Source organism: Streptomyces sp. NRRL F-5135 (genome assembly GCF_000719775.1).
GTDB lineage: Bacteria > Actinomycetota > Actinomycetes > Streptomycetales > Streptomycetaceae > Streptomyces > Streptomyces hebeiensis.
Genome location: NZ_JOHR01000014.1, coordinates 195,130 through 214,934 on the forward strand (window position 1 = coordinate 195,130; position 19,805 = coordinate 214,934).

At 71.2% G+C, this 19,805-nt stretch carries 17 protein-coding genes; 12 read left to right on the forward strand and 5 right to left on the reverse strand.

Annotation, left to right across the window (positions count from 1 at the left end):
* Positions 1-71: 71 nt before the first annotated feature.
* From IG02_RS0124860 to IG02_RS0124875, 4 genes are read right to left on the reverse strand one after another with little or no spacing between them, the layout of a single operon-like run.
* A complete protein-coding gene (locus IG02_RS0124860) occupies positions 72-755 on the reverse strand; it encodes a hypothetical protein (RefSeq protein ID WP_063756848.1) in 684 nt (227 codons plus the stop codon).
* 7 nt (positions 756-762) lie between these two features.
* Positions 763-1,665 (reverse strand): carbohydrate ABC transporter permease, encoded by a 903-nt coding sequence (locus tag IG02_RS0124865; RefSeq protein WP_030752294.1) that lies wholly within the window; start codon positions 1,663-1,665, stop codon positions 763-765.
* Positions 1,662-2,792 (reverse strand): sugar ABC transporter permease, encoded by a 1,131-nt coding sequence (locus IG02_RS36950; protein WP_324604748.1) that lies wholly within the window; start codon positions 2,790-2,792, stop codon positions 1,662-1,664. Before IG02_RS36950 ends, IG02_RS0124865 begins: the two co-directional genes overlap by 4 nt.
* Before the next feature lie 7 nt (positions 2,793-2,799).
* Positions 2,800-4,083, reverse strand: a complete 1,284-nt coding sequence (locus tag IG02_RS0124875) for an ABC transporter substrate-binding protein (RefSeq protein ID WP_030752297.1) — start codon at positions 4,081-4,083, stop codon at positions 2,800-2,802.
* Positions 4,084-4,413: 330 nt separating this feature from the next.
* On the opposite strand from IG02_RS0124875, the gene IG02_RS0124880 reads away from it, so the two are divergent.
* The 9 genes from IG02_RS0124880 (at position 4,414) to IG02_RS0124925 (ending at position 15,083) form a co-directional block, all read left to right on the forward strand.
* Entirely contained in the window at positions 4,414-5,058 is a 645-nt protein-coding gene (locus IG02_RS0124880; RefSeq protein WP_030752300.1) for a GntR family transcriptional regulator, read from the forward strand.
* Positions 5,055-5,966: a dihydrodipicolinate synthase family protein gene (locus IG02_RS0124885; protein WP_030752304.1), complete on the forward strand. Its 912-nt coding sequence runs from the start codon at positions 5,055-5,057 to the stop codon at positions 5,964-5,966. Before IG02_RS0124880 ends, IG02_RS0124885 begins: the two co-directional genes overlap by 4 nt.
* Positions 5,963-7,717, forward strand: coding sequence for an L-arabinonate dehydratase (gene araD, locus IG02_RS0124890; RefSeq protein ID WP_030752307.1), 1,755 nt, complete (start codon positions 5,963-5,965; stop codon positions 7,715-7,717). The genes IG02_RS0124885 and araD overlap by 4 nt, the downstream gene beginning before the upstream one ends.
* A gap of 227 nt (positions 7,718-7,944) precedes the next feature.
* Positions 7,945-8,895, forward strand: a complete 951-nt coding sequence (locus IG02_RS0124895) for a carbohydrate ABC transporter permease (RefSeq protein WP_063756849.1) — start codon at positions 7,945-7,947, stop codon at positions 8,893-8,895.
* Positions 8,892-9,797, forward strand: coding sequence for a carbohydrate ABC transporter permease (locus tag IG02_RS0124900; protein ID WP_030752313.1), 906 nt, complete (start codon positions 8,892-8,894; stop codon positions 9,795-9,797). The genes IG02_RS0124895 and IG02_RS0124900 overlap by 4 nt, the downstream gene beginning before the upstream one ends.
* Positions 9,794-11,083 (forward strand): Gfo/Idh/MocA family protein, encoded by a 1,290-nt coding sequence (locus IG02_RS0124905; RefSeq protein WP_030752316.1) that lies wholly within the window; start codon positions 9,794-9,796, stop codon positions 11,081-11,083. The genes IG02_RS0124900 and IG02_RS0124905 overlap by 4 nt, the downstream gene beginning before the upstream one ends.
* Positions 11,080-12,045 (forward strand): PmoA family protein, encoded by a 966-nt coding sequence (locus IG02_RS0124910; protein ID WP_078854786.1) that lies wholly within the window; start codon positions 11,080-11,082, stop codon positions 12,043-12,045. Before IG02_RS0124905 ends, IG02_RS0124910 begins: the two co-directional genes overlap by 4 nt.
* A gap of 109 nt (positions 12,046-12,154) precedes the next feature.
* A complete protein-coding gene (locus tag IG02_RS0124920) occupies positions 12,155-13,492 on the forward strand; it encodes an ABC transporter substrate-binding protein (protein ID WP_030752321.1) in 1,338 nt (445 codons plus the stop codon).
* Between the two features lie 163 nt (positions 13,493-13,655).
* Complete coding sequence (locus IG02_RS0124925; RefSeq protein ID WP_078854787.1) at positions 13,656-15,083, forward strand: pectate lyase family protein; 1,428 nt, start codon at positions 13,656-13,658, stop codon at positions 15,081-15,083.
* Between the two features lie 37 nt (positions 15,084-15,120).
* Here the strand turns inward: IG02_RS0124925 and IG02_RS0124930 are convergent, their stop codons facing one another.
* Entirely contained in the window at positions 15,121-15,312 is a 192-nt protein-coding gene (locus tag IG02_RS0124930) for a hypothetical protein (protein ID WP_030752328.1), read from the reverse strand.
* A 561-nt stretch (positions 15,313-15,873) separates the two neighbouring features.
* Between IG02_RS0124930 and IG02_RS0124940 the strand changes: the two genes are divergently transcribed.
* From IG02_RS0124940 to IG02_RS0124950, 3 genes are all read left to right on the forward strand, one after another.
* Complete coding sequence (locus IG02_RS0124940; RefSeq protein WP_030752330.1) at positions 15,874-16,860, forward strand: 3-oxoacyl-ACP synthase III family protein; 987 nt, start codon at positions 15,874-15,876, stop codon at positions 16,858-16,860.
* 159 nt (positions 16,861-17,019) lie between these two features.
* On the forward strand, positions 17,020-18,693 hold the full coding sequence (locus IG02_RS0124945; RefSeq protein WP_051765688.1) for an NAD-binding protein: 1,674 nt from the start codon (positions 17,020-17,022) through the stop codon (positions 18,691-18,693).
* An 8-nt stretch (positions 18,694-18,701) separates the two neighbouring features.
* The gene (locus tag IG02_RS0124950; protein ID WP_107055689.1) at positions 18,702-19,799 is read left to right on the forward strand and encodes a Gfo/Idh/MocA family oxidoreductase; all 1,098 of its coding nucleotides are present in this window, start codon (positions 18,702-18,704) and stop codon (positions 19,797-19,799) included.
* Positions 19,800-19,805 lie beyond the last annotated feature (6 nt).

Here is a 19,805-nt window from a genome sequence, read left to right on the forward strand (position 1 = left end):
GTCGAGCGGGTGGAGCGGTCGGACGGGTGCGGCTGACGGGAGGACGGGTGAGCCCGGGGACGGGCGGGAGGTCAGCGCCCCGGGCGACAGTCGTCGCCAGGAGCGCGGTCCTCCCGGTACAAGCCGCTGCCCCCTCCGTACCGGCGCTCCACGGCCAGGGCCCCCGCCGTGACCACGCCGAGCGCGGGCGCCGCCAGGGGCAGGGCGAACCACGCCGAGGCCGCGACCACCGCCAGGCCGCAGATCAGCAGCAGCGATCCGGCCGGATCCCGGACGGTCCTGCGGGCCGCCGACCGCAGCAGCGTCCGCCAGGAGGCGCCGCGTTCCCAGTGGGCGGCCGCCCGCGCCCCCGCGACGAGCAGCCCCAGCATGGCGAGCACACCGACGGTGCCGGCGAACGCGCCGCCGGGCACTCCGGCCCGTACGATCACGAGGTCCGCCCACAGCAGCCAGGCCGCCGCCCAGCCGGCCAGCCCCACGAGCCAGCCGCGCCGGGCGGCGTCCCGCAGGTCCGCCGTGAACAGCCGCCACCCCGAGGCTTCGTGGCCCAGCACCCGGCGCAGATGCGCGGCCCCCGCGGCGACGGCGGCGGGCAGGGTCATCAGGGGCAGCGCGGCCACCGCGATCCACACGCCGGTGAGCAGACACTCGGCGAAGACCGCGAACCCCCGCGCCAGGGCGGACTCCGGCCGGGCGCCGGTGACCGCCCCGGGCCCGTCCCTCCTGCCAGAACTCGTGGTGGTGCCGGCGCTCATACCGGGCTCAGCCCTTCAGTCCGGAGGTGGCCATTCCGTCGATCAGGTACCGCTGGAAGGCGAGGAAGAACAGCAGCACGGGCAGCAGTGCGATCAGGGACATCGCGATCATCCCGCCGTAGTTGGCGACGCCGTCCTGGTCGACGAACATCTTCAGCGCCAGGGAGACGGTGTACTTGTCGGGCTCGTTGAGGTAGATCAGCGGGCCCATGAAGTCGTTCCACGCGTTGATGAACGTGAAGATCGCGCTGGTGATCAGGGCCGGCCGGCACAGCGGCAGCACGATCGACCAGAAGATCCGCGGGTGACCGCAGCCGTCCAGCCGCGCCGCCTCGTCCAGTTCCCGCGGCAGGTTCCGCATGAACTGCATCATCAGGAAGACGAAGAAGGCGTCCGTCGCCAGGTACTTCCCCAGCAGCAGCGGGGTGTAGGTGTTGATCAGCTCCAGCTTCTGGAAGAGGACGTACTGCGGGATCAGCAGTACGTGGTACGGCAGCAGCAGGGTGCCGATCATGAGCGTGAAGAGCAGATTCCGCCCCGCGAACCTGATCCGCGCGAAGGCATAGGCGGCCAGCGAGCAGGAGATCAGCACTCCCACCACGGAACCGATCGCCAGCGCGGCGGAGTTGACGAAGAAGGTGGAGATCGGGATGTCCGCGATGCCGTCGGCGAGGCGGCTGTAGTTCTCGGTGATCGGCGAGGTGGGGAACAGGTCCAGGCTGCCCACGATCCGGTCGTTCGGCTTGAAGGAACCGCCGATCACCCACACCACCGGGTAGAGCACCACCGCGAGGACGGCGAGGGAGCCCATGTGCCAGGCGACGGACCCCACGGTACGCCGGCGGCGGGGAGCCCGGGCGGAGGCCGGGGCCGGAGCCTGAGCCGGGGCCAGGTGGGAAACGGAGCTCATCGGGCGGCCTCCTCGTAGTGCACCCAGCGCCGCTGGGACCAGAACAGCACCGCCGTCACCAGGCCGACCGCGAGCAGCAGCATCCAGGCCATGGCCGAGGCGAGCCCCATACGGCTGTTCTCGAAGCCCTGGATGTAGAGGTAACAGGTGTAGACGAGGGTGCCGTCGGCGGGACCGCACGTGCCGCCGGCGCCGCCGAGGATGTAGGCGGAGCCGAAGATCTGGAAGGAGTGGATGGTCTCCAGCAGGACGTTGAAGAACAGCACCGGGGAGATCATCGGCAGTGTGATGTTCCAGAACCGGCGCAGCGGGCCGGCGCCGTCGACCTCCGCCGCCTCGTACAGCGACACCGGCACCTGCTTCAGCCCCGCGAGGAAGATCACCATGGGTGCGCCGAACTGCCAGACGGTGAGCGCGACCAGGCTGTAGACGATCAGGTCCGGGTCGCCGATCCAGCCGCCGGCGTCCACACCGAACAGCCGCTGGGTACGGTCCACGACGGCGTCGTCGGAGAAGATCGCCTTCCAGACGATGGCGATGGACACACTGGCGCCGATCAGGGACGGCGCGTAGAACGCGGCCCGGTAGAACGCCTGGCCGCGCCGTGACCGGCTGAGCAGCAGCGCCACGCCGAGCGCGGCGGCGAGCTTGAGCGGGGTGCCGATCACCACGTACCAGAGCGTCAGCGAGACCGAGTGGCGCCAGCGTTCGTCGCCGAACATCTCGGTGAAGTTCGCCAGTCCGATCCACCGGGGGGCGTCGAAGAGGTTGTAGTCGGTGAAGGCGAAGTAGAGGGAGGCCACCATCGGCCCGGCCGTGAGCAGCAGGAAACCCGCGAGCCAGGGTGACATGAAGAGGTAGCCGGCCAGGTTCTCCCGGCTGCTCCAGCTGCCCCGGCCGCCGCGGCCGCGGCGGCCGCCGCGGCCGCCGCGGCCGCCCAGTCCGCCACGATTCCCGAGGCCGCCCCGGCTGCCCCGGCCGCCAGGACCGCGCCGGGTGCCACCGCCGCCCCGGGTGCCCCCGCCCCGTGCGGTCTTCTCCAAGGCCCGGCCCGCCCCCGGCACGGGGCCGTGCCCCGCGCCGGGCCGGGCCACGGCGCTCCCGTCGCCCACCGCAGTCGTCCCCATCAGCCGCTCACGCGCCGAGTGCCGTCTTGGACTCGGTGAAGAACTGCTCCACCGCGTCGCCCACGGACCGCTTGCCCATGGCCATCTCCTCCGCGATGCGCAGGAAGGCCGACTCCGCGACGTCCGCGCCCGCCGGGTGCGGGGTGATCTTCTCCAGGACCCCGGAGTCGACGAGCCGCTTCTCGTACGCGGCGATCTCCTTGTTGACGTCGTCGGCCGGCTCGAACGCCGCGTACTGCTCGGTGGTCGTGAGCACACCCCGGTCGTAGCCCATGATTCTGCCGACCTCCGGGTCGTGGACCATGAAGTCGATGAACCGGGCGGCTTCCTCGGGGTGCTTGGTGCGGCGGGAGGCGCTGAGCATCAGGGAGCCGAGGTACTGGCCCGTCTTCCTGCCGTCCATGGTGGGGATCGGGGCGAGTCCGTAGTCGCTCGTCCCCTCCGATGAGTAGCGCACGGTGAAGTTGTCCCAGGTGAACTCACAGGCCCCGATCTCGGCGGTGACCCCGGACTTGGGTCTGACCTGCGCGATCTTCTTCGGGTCCGCGTAGACGCCCGCCTTCACGCCCTCGTACCCCGTGGTCCACCAGTCCGTGAGATCGGCTTCGGTGAAGCCGAGTCCGTCCTCGGTGAAGAACGCCTTGCCCTGCTGGCGGAGGTAGAGGTCGTAGAGGTACATCACGCCGTAGTAGCCGGTGTCGCCCGACCGGCCCTGGGTCTGCCGGATCGTACGCATCGCCCGGTGGAAGTCGTCCCACGTCCAGCCGGGCTCGGGCGTGACGCCCGCCCGCGCGAACACCTTCTTGTCGATGACCAGGGCCATCGAGTTGCTGCCGACGGGGACGCCGAGCAGTTTGCCGTCGACCTCACCGAACTTCTCCAGGCCCGCCCGGAAGTTGCCCATGCTCAGATTGCCGGCCTTCACCTGCTGGTTCAGGTCGAGAAGCACGTTCTTCGCGTCGTACTTGCGCAGGAAGCCGATCGCGTTCTGGAAGACGTCCGGCGGATTTCCGCCCGACGCCTGCGTGTTGAACTTCTTCCAGAAGTCCAGGTAGGGCTGGAAATCCGTCTTCACCTTGATCTTCGGATGCTTCTTCTCGAAGAGCGCGATGGTTTCGTTGATCCGTTTCGCGCGGTCCTCCGACCCCCACCACGCGTACCGGAGGGTGACGGTCCCGTCCGCCGATCCGCTGCCGCCCCCGCACCCCGCCGCCGTCAGGCCGAGGGCGGCCAGCGTGCCGCCCGCGATCTTGAGCAGGCCGCGCCGGTCAACGCCGTCGGTTCCAGGCACAGTTCACCCCTCAGAGTCATCCATCGAAAGGTTCATCGAATCTCGGCGCACCTCGGCGATCTCGTTGAATCGTTTTAGGTAAGCGCTTGCCGCTAGAAGTTAAGGACCCCGGCGGAGTACGTCAACGGTTCGGACGACATCGATCGAAACGCTTCACTCGCGCCACGCGCGGCCGCCCCACGACTTCTGCGCGAAGCATTGACGAAACGTGGCCGCGGACCTAGCTTCATCGCGTCGTCGGTCGTACGTCATATATGAGACGTCATACGCGAGACGCGCGGCACGACGCGGCGCGTACCGCATGACGCCCATCGTGAGAGATGAGAGCGCATGGCTTTCGCTCCGAGTCCCATCCCTTCCCGCACCCAGTATGTGCTGGAAGCGGTCAAGCACGGCATCCTCACCGGAGGGCTGAGCCCCGGCCAGGCCCTGGTGGAGACCGAACTCGCCGCCCGGTTCGGGGTGTCGAAGACCCCGGTACGGGAGGCGCTGAAGACCCTGGCGGGCACCGGGCTCGTCGTGATGAGCCAGTACAAAGGCGCCACGGTGCGCACGGTCGACGCCGCCATGGCGCACGAGGTCTACGACGTGCGGCTGCTGCTGGAGCCGGCGGCGCTGCGGCGCACGCTCGCCCGCGGCGCCTCCCTGGAGCCCGCGCGGGCCGCCCTCATCAGGGCGGACGCGGCCGAGGACCGGGCGGAACGGTCACTGGCCAACCGGGAGTTCCACCGGGCCCTGTACCTGCCGTGCGGCAATCCGCTGCTGGCGCGGATGCTCGACGACGTACGCGACCAGGCGGCCCTGGTCTCCACCGTCGCGTGGGCCGCCGAACCGTCCTGGGAACGGGAGGCCGGTGAGCACCGGGAGATCCTGCGCCGTGCGCTCGACGGCGACGCCGACGGCGCCGCCACCGCACTGCACGATCACATCGCCTCGTTCGTACAGCGGGCGTTCCCCGAGGGAGACCACGCATGAACAGCACCGATCTGACATCGATGCGCGACGCGCTCGCCGATGTCGTGGCGATTCCCGTGACACCGTTCACCGCCGAGGACACCGTCGACACCGATGCCCACCGCGCGCTGCTGCGCAGACTGCTGGACGGCGGGGTGCGCACCCTCACGCCGAACGGCAACACCGGCGAGTTCTACGCCCTGAGCCCCGAGGAGCGCCGCACGGTCACGGAGCTGACCGTCGAGGAGGCCCGCGGCCGGGCGGTGGTCCTGGCCGGGGTCGGCCTGGAGGTGCCGACGGCGGTGGCGGCGGCGCGGCACGCCCGGGACGCCGGGGCCGGCATGGTGATGGTCCACCAGCCGGTGCATCCGTACGTCTCGCAGGGCGGCTGGATCGACTACCACCGCTCGATCGCCGAGGCGGTACCGGAGCTGGGCGTCGTCCCGTACATCCGCAATCCGCTGCTCGGCGGCGAGACGCTGGCCACGCTCGGGGAGCTGTGCCCCAATGTCATCGGCGCGAAGTACGCCGTGGCGGACGCGGCGCGCTTCGCGGCCTTCGCACGGGACGCGGGGCTGGAACGTTTCGTCTGGGTCGCGGGACTGGCGGAGCTGTACGCGCCGTCGTACTTCGCCGGCGGTGCCACCGGATTCACCTCGGGGCTGGTCAATGTCGCGCCGGGCGTCTCGCTCGGCATGCTGGAGGCGCTGCGGGCCGGCGACTACGCGGCGGCCATGAAGGTGTGGGAGCAGATCCGCCCCTTCGAGGAGCTGCGGGCCGCACGGCAGTCGGCCGACAACGTGACGGTGGTCAAGGAGGCGCTGGCCGCGCTCGGGCTGTGCCGCCGCGCCATCCGTCCGCCGAGCCGCGAACTGCCCGAGGAGCAGCGGTCCGCGGTGGCGGCGCTCGTGACGGGGTGGGCGATATGACAGCCGTACGGCCCGAGGACACGGCGCCGGGCCCGGTACGGCCCGAGGAGCTGCGCAGTCACCAGTGGTACGGCACGGACGGACTGCGGTCCTTCAGCCACCGCGCCCGCACCCGTCAGCTCGGCTACCTGCCCGAGGAGCACCTGGGCAAGCCGGTCATCGCGATCCTCAACACCTGGTCCGACATCAACCCCTGCCACGTCCACCTGCGCGAGCGCGCGCAGGCGGTGAAGCGGGGGGTCTGGCAGGCCGGCGGCTTCCCGCTGGAGTTCCCCGTCTCCACGCTCTCCGAGACGTTCCAGAAGCCGACCCCCATGCTGTACCGCAACATGCTGGCGATGGAGACGGAGGAGTTGCTGCGCTCCTACCCCGTCGACGGCGCGGTCCTGATGGGCGGCTGCGACAAGACCACCCCCGCCCTGCTGATGGGCGCGGCCAGTGTGGACCTGCCGGCCGTGTTCGTACCCGCCGGGCCCATGCTGCCGGGACACTGGCGCACCGAGGTCCTCGGCTCGGGGACCGACATGTGGAAGTACTGGGACGACAAGCGGGCCGGTCTGATCGGAGACGCCGAGCTGGCCGAGCTGGAGAACGGCCTGGCCCGCTCCCCCGGTCACTGCATGACCATGGGTACCGCCTCCACGCTCACCGCCGCCGCCGAGGCGCTCGGTGTCACCATGCCGGGTGCCTCCTCGATCCCGGCGGTCGACTCCGGACACGACCGGATGGCGTCCGCCGCCGGTCGGCGGATCGTCGGCCTGGTACGGGAAGGGCTGCGGCTGTCGACGGTGCTGACGGCGGACGCGTACGAGGACGCCGTCGCCACCGTGCTCGCGCTGGGCGGTTCGACCAACGCGGTGATCCATCTGATCGCGATGGCGGGCCGGTCGGGCGTGCGGCTCACGCTCGACGACTTCGACCGGATCGCCCGGACCGTGCCGGTGCTGGCGAATCTGCGTCCGGGCGGGCAGTACCTGATGGAGGACTTCCACCGGGCCGGCGGCCTGCCGGGCTTCCTGACCCGGCTCACCGATGTCCTGCACCTGGACCGGCCGACCGTCGCACACTCCTCCCTGCGGGACCAGCTCGCCGACGCGCTCGTGCACAACCCGGAGGTGATCCGGCCGCGCGACCGGCCGCTCGCCAGGGAGGGCGGGGTGGCCGTGCTGCGCGGCAACCTCTGCCCGGACGGCGCGGTCATCAAGCACATCGCGGCGGAGCGGCACCTGCTGAAGCACACCGGCCCGGCCGTGGTCTTCGACGACTACCGGACCATGCAGCGGACCATCAACGACCCGGCGCTCGGGATCACGGCCGACCATGTGCTGGTGCTGCGCAACGCGGGCCCCAAGGGCGGTCCGGGCATGCCGGAGTACGGGATGCTGCCGATCCCCGACCACCTCCTCAAGCAGGGGGTGCGGGACATGGTCCGGATCTCCGACGCCCGGATGAGCGGGACGAGTTACGGGGCGTGCGTGCTGCACGTCGCGCCCGAGTCGTACGTCGGCGGGCCGCTCGCCCTGGTCCGCACCGGCGATCTCATCACCCTGGACGTCGAGGCCCGCAGTCTCCATCTGCACGTGGAGGACGAGGAGTTGACACGGCGAAGGGGCGAGTGGTCCGTCCCGCCGGAGCGGTACGGGCGGGGGTACGGCGCCCTCTACAACGAGCAGATCACCCAGGCCGACACCGGCTGCGACTTCGCCTTCCTGGCGCGACCGGGCGAGGTTCCGGACCCGTACGTGGGCTGAGCCGGGCCGGGGCCCACCGGCTCCGTCCGGACCGCCGGTTCCGAACCGCGCTCCCGGGCCCACCTGACACAACGCACACCGCACGGCGCACCACACCGCACGCGCACCGCACGCACGCCGCACGCACACCGCACGACGCAGCGCACGCACACCGCACGCACACCGCATCAGACACACACCGCTGCACCACGCATCGCGCGCTTCACCCAAGGAACGGAGAAGCAGTCATGGCTTCAGCTGTGGCGCAGAAATCATCCGGAGCCCCGCCCCGTGCCCCCGGGAAGCCGAGGCGTCGCACGGGGGCGACGCCACGCCGACTCCCGTATCTGCTGATCGCCCCCGCCGGGCTGCTGATGCTGGGCTTCATCGCCTATCCGATGCTCAGCGTCTTCTACTACAGCTTGCAGAACTACAACGCCACCAAGCCCTGGCGGAACGGTTTCGCGGGCCTGGACAACTTCACCAAGATCTTCACCGATGACCCGCTGTTCTGGGACAGCCTCGTCTTCAGCGGCAAGTGGGTCGTCACCGAGGTCTCGCTGCAACTGGCCCTCGGGCTGGGGCTGGCGCTGATCGTCAACCAGACCTTCGTGGGCCGCGCGATCGCCCGGGCCCTCGTCTTCTCGCCCTGGGCCGTCTCCGGCGTGCTGACGACCACCATCTGGCTGCTTCTCTACAACCCGTCGACGGGCGTCGGCCGCTACCTCGCCGACGCGGGCATCGGGACGTACGGATCGTCCGTGCTGTCCGACACCGGCACCGTGTTCTGGGCGGCGGTGCTGGCCGAACTCTGGCGCGGCGTACCGTTCTTCGCCATCCTGATCCTCGCCGACCTCCAGTCCATCCCCGGGGACCTGTACGAGGCCGCGTCCGTGGACGGGGCGAACAGGTTCCGGCAGTTCGTCCACATCACACTGCCCCACCTCAAGGACGCGATCATCCTGTCCACGCTGCTGCGCGCGGTCTGGGAGTTCAACAACGTGGATCTACTGCTCACCCTCACCGAGGGCGGGCCGGCGGGCGTCACGACCACACTGCCGCTGTATGTCGCGGTCACCGGGTTCGAGGCGCACGACTTCGGCTACGCCACCGCGCTGACCACGGTCGCCTTCGTGATCCTCCTCTTCTGCTCGATCCTCTATCTGCGCCTGAGCAAGTTCGGAGGCGACGACAAATGACCGCTGCCATCGCCGAGAAGGGCACCTCCGCACCGCTCGCCCCGGACGGCCCGGCGACACCGCCCGTGCGGCGCCGGCGCCGCGAGCGCGCCTTCGACGAGGTGCCGCGCTGGCAGATCTACCTGCCGCTCGGTCTGTACCTGCTCTTCACCCTCGTGCCCTTCTACTGGATGCTGTTGTTCGCGCTGCGGCCCGCGGGCTCGACCTCGCTGGTGCCCTGGCCGATGACCTTCGACCACTTCGACAAGGTCTGGAACGCGCGGAGCTTCTCCGTCTTCTTCCAGAACAGCGCCCTGGTCGGGGTCTGCACCCTGATCTGTACGACGCTGGTGGCGCTGGCCGGCGGGTACGCGCTGGCCCGGTTCAACTTCCGCCTCAAGCAGACCTTCATGCTGGCGTTGCTGTGCTCGCAGTTCATCCCGGGCGCGCTGATGCTGGTGCCGCTGTTCCAGATCTTCAAGAACCTCCAGATGATCAACTCCCTGGGGAGCGTGGTCATCGCGGAGACCGTCTTCCAGCTGCCGCTGTCGGTCATCCTGATCAGCGGCTTCATCCGGAACGTGCCGTACTCCCTGGAGGAGGCGGCCTGGGTGGACGGCTGCTCGCGCTTCCAGGCGTTCCGCATCGTCGTACTGCCGATGCTGCGGCCCGGGCTGATCGCGGTGGCGTCCTTCGCGTTCGTCAACAGCTGGAACCACTTCCTGTTCGCCCTGATGTTCCTGATGGAGCAGGACAAGCAGACGATCCCGGTCGGGCTGTCCACGCTGATCGGGGCGGACAGTGTGGACTTCGGCGCGCTGGCGGCGGGCGGTGTGATCTCGGCCGTGCCGGTCGTCATCGTCTTCGCCTTCATCCAGAAGTGGCTGATCACGGGCTTCAGCGCGGGGGCGGTGAAGGGATGACCGGCCGCACCGAGGGCACGGGCGAGCGGGAGACCGCGCCGCTGCCGGTCGTGCTGGCCGGGGCGCGCGGCCACGGCCGGTCGCACCTGGTGAACATCCGCCGGCTCCAGGAGGCCGGGCTGGTACGGCTCGCCGGTGTCTGCGAGCTGTCCCCGCTGAGCCCGGCCGAGCTGGCCGGCTTCGGGGAGCCCGAGCAGTCCACCGACCTCGGCGGCCTCCTGGAGCGCACGGGTGCGCGGATCGCCGTGATCTGCACACCGATCCACACGCACACCGAACTGGCCCTCACCGCCGCCGAACGCGGTGTGCACACACTGCTGGAGAAGCCGACGACGCCCTCGTACGCGGAGTACGAGCGGCTGCTGGCCGGGCTCGCCGGACACGGTACGGCCTGCCAGGTCGGCTTCCAGTCGCTCGGCTCCCACGCGGTGGAGGCGATACGGGAGCTGGTGGCGAGCGGCGCGATCGGGGCCGTGCGCGGCGTCGGCGCCGCCGGGGCCTGGGCACGGGACGAGGCGTACTACGCGCGGGCCCCCTGGGCGGGACGGCGCACCCTGGACGGGCGGGACGTCATGGACGGCGTGCTCACCAACCCGCTGGCCCACGCGCTCGCCACCGCCCTGCGCATCGACGGCAGCGACCTGGCGGGCGATGTCGGCGGCATCGTACTGGAGCAGTTCCGGGCCAACGACATCGAGGCGGACGACACCACGTGCCTGAAGCTGACGACCCGTCGGGGCACGCCCGTCACGGTCGCGGTGACGCTGTGCGCGGAGCGGGCGGGCGAGCCGTACGTCGTGGTGCACGGCGAGTGTGGCCGGATCACCTTCTGGTACAAGCAGGACCGGGTGGTGGTACGGCGCACGGACCGGGCGCAGGAGGAAGGCCCGGCCCCGGGGCGGGACCAGGAACGGGACCGGTACCAGGAACGGGACCGGTACCAGGAACGGGACCGGCGCCAGGGGCGGGGCCAGGACCAGGAGGTGGTCCACGGCCGGACGGATCTGCTGGAGAACCTGGTCGGGCATGTGCGCGCGGGTGAGCCGCTGCTCGTACCGCCGGAACGTACGGGCGCCTTCATGCGGGTCGTCGAGGCCGTCAGGACCGCCCCGGTGCCCACCCGGCTGCCCGCCGACGCCTGGTACGCCGAGCCGGGCGAACGGGCGCCGCGCCGGGTCGTCAAGGGCGTCGACGCCCTGGTCGAGGCGAGCGCGCGCACGCTGGCCACGTTCTCCGAACTGGGCGCGGACTGGGCCGTGCCGCCCGGGGAGACGCGGCGGCGATGAGCGACTCACGACTGAGGGGAGTGAACGGGGCGGGCGGGGCGAACGGGCCGACCGGCCCCGGCGCGGCCCGGCCGGCCGCGTCCCGGGCCCGGGTCCGGGACGGGAGGCGCGGTGACGGAGCCACGGACCTCCGGTGCGAGGGCCGGGTGGTGGCCACGTACGTCCACCGGCCCCGGGTACCGGCCGCGCTGTCCCCGCGTCCGTACCTGCACCCCGTACGGACACTCGGCGGGGTCACGGTCACGGAGCTGCGTCCCGCCGACCACGCTCACCACCTGGGCGTGTCGGTGGCGGTGCCGGACGTCTCGGGGGCCAACTTCTGGGGCGGGCGCACCTACGTCCGCGGCCGGGGCCCCGTCGAGCTGGACAACCACGGTACGCAGGAGCACACGGGCTGGCTGCTGCGGGACCCGGACGGCTGTGTAGAGGAGCTGTCGTGGCGGCGGGCCGGCCGCGAACTCCTCCGGGAGCGGCGCACGGTCAGTGTGCTCGCGCTCTCCCGTGACGCCTGGGCCCTCGACATCACCTCGGCGCTGACCAACGTGTCGGGCGGGGAGCTGTCCTTCGGCAGCCCCGCCACCAACGGCCGTGAGGGGGCGGGGTACGGCGGTTTCTTCTGGCGCGCGCCCGCGTCGGCCGAGCCCGGTCCGCCGGCGGCGGAGGTCTTCACCGAGGCCGCCTCGGGCGAGGGCACGGTGCACGGGCGCAGGGCGCGCTGGCTGGCGCTCGCCGGACGCGAGTGGACGCTGATCTTCGCCGGGGCCAACGAGGAGACGCGCCGGGACCCGTGGTTCGTACGGACGGCGGACTACCCCGGCGTGGGTTCGTCGCTCGCCTGGCGGGAACGGCTGCCGCTGCCGGCGGGCGGGACCGTGGCCCGGCGGATCGTCACCGTGGTCGCGGACGGCCGGCTGGACCGGGCGGCGGCGGGCGCGCTGGCACGGAAAGCGGTGGCGTCATGAGGGCGGCGGCGCCCGACGCGCGCCTCTCCGTCGGCTTCGACAGTGACAACGACAGCTACGGCAACAGCTACGGCAACAGCAACAGTGACACGAGAGAAGAGAGCCGGCCATGAAGATCTCCAGGACGTACAGAGCACGGACGGTCACCGCCGTCTCCCTGTCCGCGGTGCTCGCCCTGACGGCGACCGCCTGCGGTGACGACGGGAGCGGCGGGAGCGGCAGCGAGGGGTCCGGCAAGGGCGAGATCACACTGTGGGACAACAACACGGGTGAGCGCCGGGAGATCTGGGCTCAGATCATCAAGGACTTCGAGAAGGAGAACCCGGACATCAAGGTCAAGTACGTCGGCATCCCCATCGACCAGGTCCAGGCGAAGTACGACACGGCCATCGACGGCGGCGGGCTGCCGGACGTCGGCGGCGTGGGCACCGCGTACCTGTCCAACCTGGTCGTACGGGACGTCCTGGACCCGGTCGGCGACCGCGTCCAGGACGGCGCGCTCAAGGGCAAGCTCGTGCCCGCGCTGGTCGACAGCGTCAAGGCGGCCGGCGGACGCGGCGACGAGATGTACTCCGTACCGACCTCCACCAACAACGGCACCCTCTGGTACCGCAGCGACATGTTCGCCGACGCGGGTCTCGAACCGCCCGCGACCTGGTCGACGTTCTACGAGGCGGCCGAGAAGCTGACCAAGCCGGGCAGCAACCAGTTCGGTTACACCATCCGGGGCGGCGCGGGCTCCATCGCGCCGGCCATGGACGCGATGTACGGGCAGTCCGGCATCACGTCGTTCTGGGACGGCGACAAGACGACCGTCAACGACCCCAGGAACGTGGCGGCCCTGGAGAAGTACGTCGCCCTGTACAAGAAGGTGACGCCGTCCGCCGACGTCAACAACGACTTCATCAAGATGGTCGCGCAGTTCGACAACGGCTCGATCGGCATGCTGACCCACAATCTGGCCTCCTACCAGGACCATGTGAAGGCGCTCGGCCCGGAGAAGTTCAAGGGCCTGCCCTACCCGGCGCAGGAGAACGGCACCCGGGTGCAGGTGTCCAACCCGGTGGACGGCCTGGGGCTGTTCAAGGGCGGCAAGAACAAGGCGGCGGCCTGGAAGCTCATCGAGTTCGCGGCCTCGCACAAGTCCAACAGCGCGTGGAACGAGTCGGCGGGCTCCATCCCCGCGAACACGGACGCGGCGACGGACGGCTGGGTGCGGAAGGCGGTGCCGACGGCCACCGCGATGAAGGCGCTCAGCGACGGCACGACGAAGATCGTCAACCTGCCGTACTACCTGCCCGACTGGAACACCATCAGCAAGAGCGGCAACGAGCCCAACTTCCAGAAGGTGCTGCTGGGCGACATGACCGCGAAGGAGTTCGCGGACAAGCTCGCCAAGGAGCTGAACGAGGCACAGGCGGAGTGGAAGGAGCAGACCAAGAGCTGACGGGGCGCCCGCCGGCGGACCCCCGGGACCGTCGGCCACGTCGTCGCCGGCGGGGCCGTGCCGGCCCCGCCGGGTCCGCACCCGCCGCCGCCCCACCACTCCCCCTTCCCGTGTCCCGCGCACACCGGCCGACCTGGCTCGACGACTGAGGAGTCGCTGTCCCATGCGAAGAGATCAATTAGTCACGACCGGTACGACGACCACGAACGACACGACCACGCCCGGCGCCCCGGCGGCTGCCGCGAGCACCGCGGGGCGCCGGGCGCGCGGCGGCACCGCGGCGCGTGCCGTGGCGGCGGGCGCGGTCGCCGCGGCCCTGGGCCTGGCCGGACTCGCCGCCCCCGCCCAGGCCCGCTCCGGCGGGACGGGGCAGTCCGGCGGGTTCGAGCGGGCCGCGCTGCCCGCGAACGACGGCTGGGCGGCCGCCGACGGCGGCACCACGGGCGGCCGGGCGGCCGATGCCCGGCACGTCTACACGGTGACCACCTGGGCGGAGCTCAGGGCCGCGCTCGCCGCCGCCGCGGGCGCCCCGTCGGTCATCCGGGTCAAGGGCACGCTGGACGCGCTCTCCGACGCCCAGGGCGCCCCGCTGGCCTGCGACGACTTCGCCGCCGACGGTTATTCGTTCGCCACGTACCTCGCCACGTACGACCCGGCGGTCTGGGGGTACGAGAACCCGGTGAGCGGCGAACAGGAGGATCTGCGGGCCGCGTCCGCCGCGCGCCAGGCCGAACAGGTCAAGGCGTACGTCCCGGCGAACACCACGATCGTGGGCGTGGGCCGGAACGCCCGCATCCTCGGCGGCAGTCTCCAGGTCAAGGACGTCGACAACGTCGTGGTCCGCAATCTCACCTTCGAGGACGCCTTCGACTGCTTCCCGCAGTGGGACCCGACGGACGGTGACCTGGGCGCCTGGAACAGCGAGTACGACAACCTGGTGGTGTACGGCTCCACGCATGTGTGGGTGGACCACAACACCTTCACCGACGGACGCCGACCGGACACTGAACAGCCTTACTACTACGGCCAGTTGTACCAGCAGCACGACGGCGAGCTGGACATCGTCCGGGGCGCGGACCTGGTCACCGTCTCCTGGAACGTGTTCGCCGACCACGACAAGACACTGATGATCGGCAACAGCGACAGCGCCGGGGCGGACGACCGCGGCAGGCTCCGGGTGACCCTGCACCACAACCAGTTCACGAACATCGTGGAGCGGGCGCCCCGGGTGCGCTTCGGCAAGGTCGACACGTACAACAACCACTACGTGGTCCCCGCCTCGGGCTACGTGTACTCGTTCGGCATCGGCATCGAGTCCCAGCTGGTCGCGGAGAAGAACGCGTTCACACTGCCGTCCGGGGTGAGCCCGGCCAGGGTCCTCAAGAAGTGGAAGGACGCGCCGGTCACCACGGCGGACAACTACGTGAACGGCCGGTACGTCGACCTGCTCGCCGTGCACAACGCGGAGCTCCCCGAGGAGACCCTGCGGCCCGACGCCGGCTGGACCCCCGTCCTGCGCACGGCGGTCGACGCCCCGCGCGTGGTGCCCCGTGTCGTCGACGCCGGGGCGGGAGCCGGAAAGCTCCGCTGACGGGGCACCGGCCGTGTGGTCGCCCGGCCTGATCCGGTCAGCCGCGGGGCGCGTGGACCTGGTCGAGGCCCGCGCGCAGGGCGTGGGCGAGTTCGGTGGCGTCGCCGGTCTTCCAGAAGTGCAGGTAGTACAGGCGGGCGCCGGAGGCGGTGCCCGGGGTGAGCGTGAGCGCGGTGGCAAGGGCCGCGGCGGCGACAGCGGGGAGCCGGGGCGCTTTTCCGCGGGCCATAGGGTCCTCCCGGAAAGGGTCAGGCGGGGCACCCGAAGGCTGGTGTGCTCCCTACCCAGGGCACCACACGCCGGCCCGCGGCGCGCGTTGCGGGCCGGAGCCGGCCTGGTGGCTACCGGCCGGTGACGGTTCGCCGCAGCCCGTACCAGGCCGCGCCCAGTGCCAGTGCCCCGGCGCCGGAGATCACCGAGACGGCGGGGAGGGAGAAGGCCGGCACCACACAGCCGAGCAGCCGGTTCTCCGCCGAGGGCCGTCTCCGTGCCCCACCCCTCCAGACACCCCCAAGGAGGGGCCCAGCCGCTCGCGGCCGTACACGTCCGATAGGGAAGCCGCCCCGTCCCCGCCGCCCCGGTCTCCCCCGGAGGGCCGTCGCTCACGGGTGCGGAAGCCCCCCTCGTGCCCCTGTCGTCCCGGCCGGTCCTCTCCCCCGCTCCCCCCTGTTCCTCCGCCCGCCCCGGCGGACCCGGGTAGGGGCTGATAGGGGTGGTAAGGGTATGAAGTCCCGCCTCCGGTTTTCGTAAGGTGAATTCGCCCGGGCTCGGAGGAACGAGGGAGTGTGGCGTGCCAATCGGTATCTTGGGGGTCGGATTCCATGTTCCGGAAACCGTCGTCGACAATGCGCGTATCAGCGAGTGGGCCGATATTCCGGAGGAGTGGGTCGAGCGGCGTACCGGGATAATCGAGCGGCGTTACACACCCGCCGGAACGGCGACCTCCGATCTGGCCCATGAGGCGGTCGTCGATCTCCTGGCGAGGAATCCCGGGATCGAGCGGGACATCGGCCTGGTGATCGTCGCCACCGCCACTCCGGACCAGCCGCAGCCGGCGACGGCCGTGGCGCTCCAGAGTGGACTGGGCCTGGAGGCCGCGGCGGCGTTCGACATCAACGCCGTCTGCTCCGGGTTCCTCTACGGCGTGACGACCGCCGCGGCGCTGCTCGCCTCCGGATCCGCCCACGGCACGTACGCGCTGGTCGTGGGCGCCGACATGTTCTCCACCGTCATGGACCGCACCGACCGGCGGACCGTCAGCCTCTTCGGGGACGGCGCCGGAGCCGCCCTGCTCGGCCCCGTACCGGAGGGTTACGGCATCGGCGCGTCACGAATGGTGGCGCACGGCGGTCTGCGCCGCCTGGTCGAGGTGCCGGCCGGCGGCACCAGGAAGCCGCTGACCCCTGAGGCGCGGGCCGCGGGGGAACATCTGTTCAAGATGGACGGCCGGGCCGTCGCCGCATACGCGCTGAAGGTTCTTCCGGAAGTCGTCGGGGAAACCCTGTCGGACTGCGGGCTCTCGGTCGAGGACATCGACCGGTTCATTTTCCACCAGGCCAATGTGCGGCTGCTGGAAAGAATGACGGCCGAAATGAAGCTGGACCCGGACCGGGTTCCGATGACCGCTCCCGCTTATGGGAACACCGGAGCGGCCTCCATTCCCATCACCATGCGGGACGCGCAGATGCGCCGCCCTTTCCGGCGCGGTGAGCGAATCCTTCTCGCGGCCGTGGGGGGTGGCATGACGGCCGCGGGAACGGTGCTGACGTGGTATTGACTCCCGTTCGGCCGGCATCCGCGTCCCGCTTCTCCCCGCTGCCCCTGCGGCCCCGCCCCTTGGCCCCCTTGCCGCCTTTGGCCCCTGCCCTGCCCTGCCCTGCCCTTGGCATCCCTGCCCCCACGCGATCGATTGACCATGCCTGAGAAGAGGTTGAAAGTGTCAGTCTCCGAAACCGAATCGGTGCGTGACGCGTTGAACGGCCGACCCGCCGGGTCCCCCGAGTCCGCCGACACCACCGACGGCCTGTACGAGGTGCTCGACGGCCGGATGACCCCCGACCAGCTCCAGGACGTCGTACGGTCCGTGCTCCGCGGCGAGGGCGTGCCGCCGGGCGAGCCGGAGCTCGAGGTCCTCAAACCCGGCACCTACCGGACCTGCGTGGACGGCACGTGCCTGGAGATCCGCAGCAGGCCCCTGCCCGACGTCGCCCCCGACACCCTTGACCACATCCTCCCGGCCGCGGGCAGCCGCCAGGTGCTGCTCACCACGTCGGCGCCGGTGTCGGACGGGGCCCGCGCCGTCTTCCGGCGCCTCGTGGAGAAGCTGACCCTGCGCGGCCAGTGCTACACCGAGGCGGAGATCGAGTCCATCGTCCGGGCCATGCCCCTGGTCGACCGGTACGCCACCAAGGAGCCCGCGCTGGCCGACTGGGCGCTGATCTTCCGGGACCACTACGTCGAGAACAGCGTGGGCTTCCTGCTCGGCATGGAGCGCGCCGGGCTCGACCCGGACTGGGTGTTCGCCCTGTCCAAGGGGGACCGGACCCTGCACCGCAGCCGGGTCCACTCGTGGTTCCTCCAGCACGGCTACCTCAGCGACGTGCTGGACAACTCGGTCATCAACGGCTCCGCCGACGCGACGGCCCAGGCGTACGCGCTCGGTGTCAACGAGCGCGTCAACGCCTTCATCTGGCGCGCGCACGCCGCCGGCCGGAAGGTGCTGGTGATCGACGACGGCGGGCTGCTGGCCCAGGGCTACGGGTCGCGCGGCGCCCTCACCGAGCACATCGACGCGGCCGTCGAGCTGACGGTGAGCGGCCTGAAGCGGATCGCGGGCGCGCCGGGCGAACTGTCCATCCCGGTGCTGAACATGGCCAGGTCGCGGCTGAAGACGATGCTCGGCTACAACGAGATAGCCGACTCCTGCGTCCGGCGGCTGCGGGCCGTCCTGCCCGGCGAGAAGTTCATCGGCCGGCACGTGCTGGTCCTCGGCTACGGCACGCTGGGCGCCCGGGTCGCGCACGCGCTGCGGTCGCTCGGCTGCCGGGTGAGCGTCGTCGACACCGACGTCCTCGCGCTGATCACGGCCGCGGAGCACGGCTTCGAGACGTACCGGACCGCCACCGAGGCGCTGCGCGACCACTCCCCGTTCCTGATCATCGGCGGCACCGGGGAGCTCGCCGTCACCGAGGAGAACCTGCCGCTGCTGCCCGACGGCGTGTATCTCGCCGGTTTCGCCACCAAGGACTTCAGCCTCCTGAGCGAGGGATACCCGGGCGTCGAGTCGACGGTGGTGCCGTACGTGGGAGTGCGCTACCTCCTGCCCTCCGGCGCCGCTGCCACCCTCCTGGGCGACGGCCGCTCGCTCAACCTCTTCGAGTACGAGGGCATCGCCAACCGCGGCTACGACGCCTACCGGGCCGGCACGCTGATCGCCGCCAGGACCGTCTGCCGCGACCTCGACGCGCTCGGACCGGGCCTCCACCTGGAGCCGGTGGACCGGGCCGTCGACGAGGCGGGGCTCTTCGACGCCTACTACGAGGAATACCTGGCGGGCGCGCGGCGGCGCGCGGGCGACGCGGCCGGACCCGTACCGGCCACCGTCCGGTGACGCCGCGCATGTCCAGGACACATGTGTGCGTGATCGGCTACGGCGTCGCGGGCCGGCTGCACGAGCGGTTGCTGAGGGCCCTCGGATTCCACGTCAGTGTGGTGGACCCGGCCGTCGACACGCTGCCCCCGGGAGTGCCCGTGTACCGCCGGACGGCGGACGTGCCGCGCCGGCCGGCGGTCGACGTGTGGTCGGTGTGCTCGCCGACCGCGCACCACCTGACGGCGGTGGCGGAGGTGCTCGACCGCGACCCCGCCGCGCGGCTGCTGGTGGAGAAGCCGGTGTGCCGGTCCGACGAGGGTCCCGCCCTCACCGCGCTGCTGGCCCGCCACGAACACGCCCGGCTGGTGGTGATGAACCAGTACCGGCACGCCCAGGCGGTCGCCGTCCTGCGCTCGGTGCGGCAGGAGTTCGCACCCGGGCAGCCGGTGAGCGGGGTGCGGGTGGGATTCGGCAAGGACCGCAGGGAGGACATCGCGGCGGGCCGGTTCGTGGACCACGACTACGGGGTTTTCGGCTACGAGTGGCTGCACATGCTGGCGCTGGTGAGCGGCGTCCTGCCGGCCGGGGTGTACGACCGGTATCTGGCCACCGACCCGGCCGAGCACGACGTGCGGGTGGCTCTCGACCCGGCGCTGACCAGCACCGCCGCCCATGAGATCACCCTGGTCGACGGCATCGCGGTCGAGCTGTACTCGACCGTCGTGGGCGCCGGGTCCCACGCGCTGGTGCCCGCGCCCAAATGGCTCGGGCCGGCCCACGAGGGCGGCGAGAGCCGGCAGCGGCTGGTCGAGATCGCCGCCGGACCGGTGCGCTTCACCCTGGAACTGGACCCCGTGGTCCTGAAGAACGGCACCCCGCTGCCGCGCAACACGCACCGGCTCCTCGTCGAGGGGCCCGGTGTGCGGCACGACTGGCTGTTCCACGACTCCCCGATGGACAACGCGCTGCGCTGGTCGATGGGCGCCCTGCTCACCGACCCCGCCCGGCCCGCCGTCGACCTGCGGCCCATCGCCCGCATCGGCCGGCTGGCACGGACGGCCCGGTCCCTCGAAGGACCGCCGTCCGGCGCACACCGACACGCCACCCCCACCGCGTCCCTGTGAGGTCAT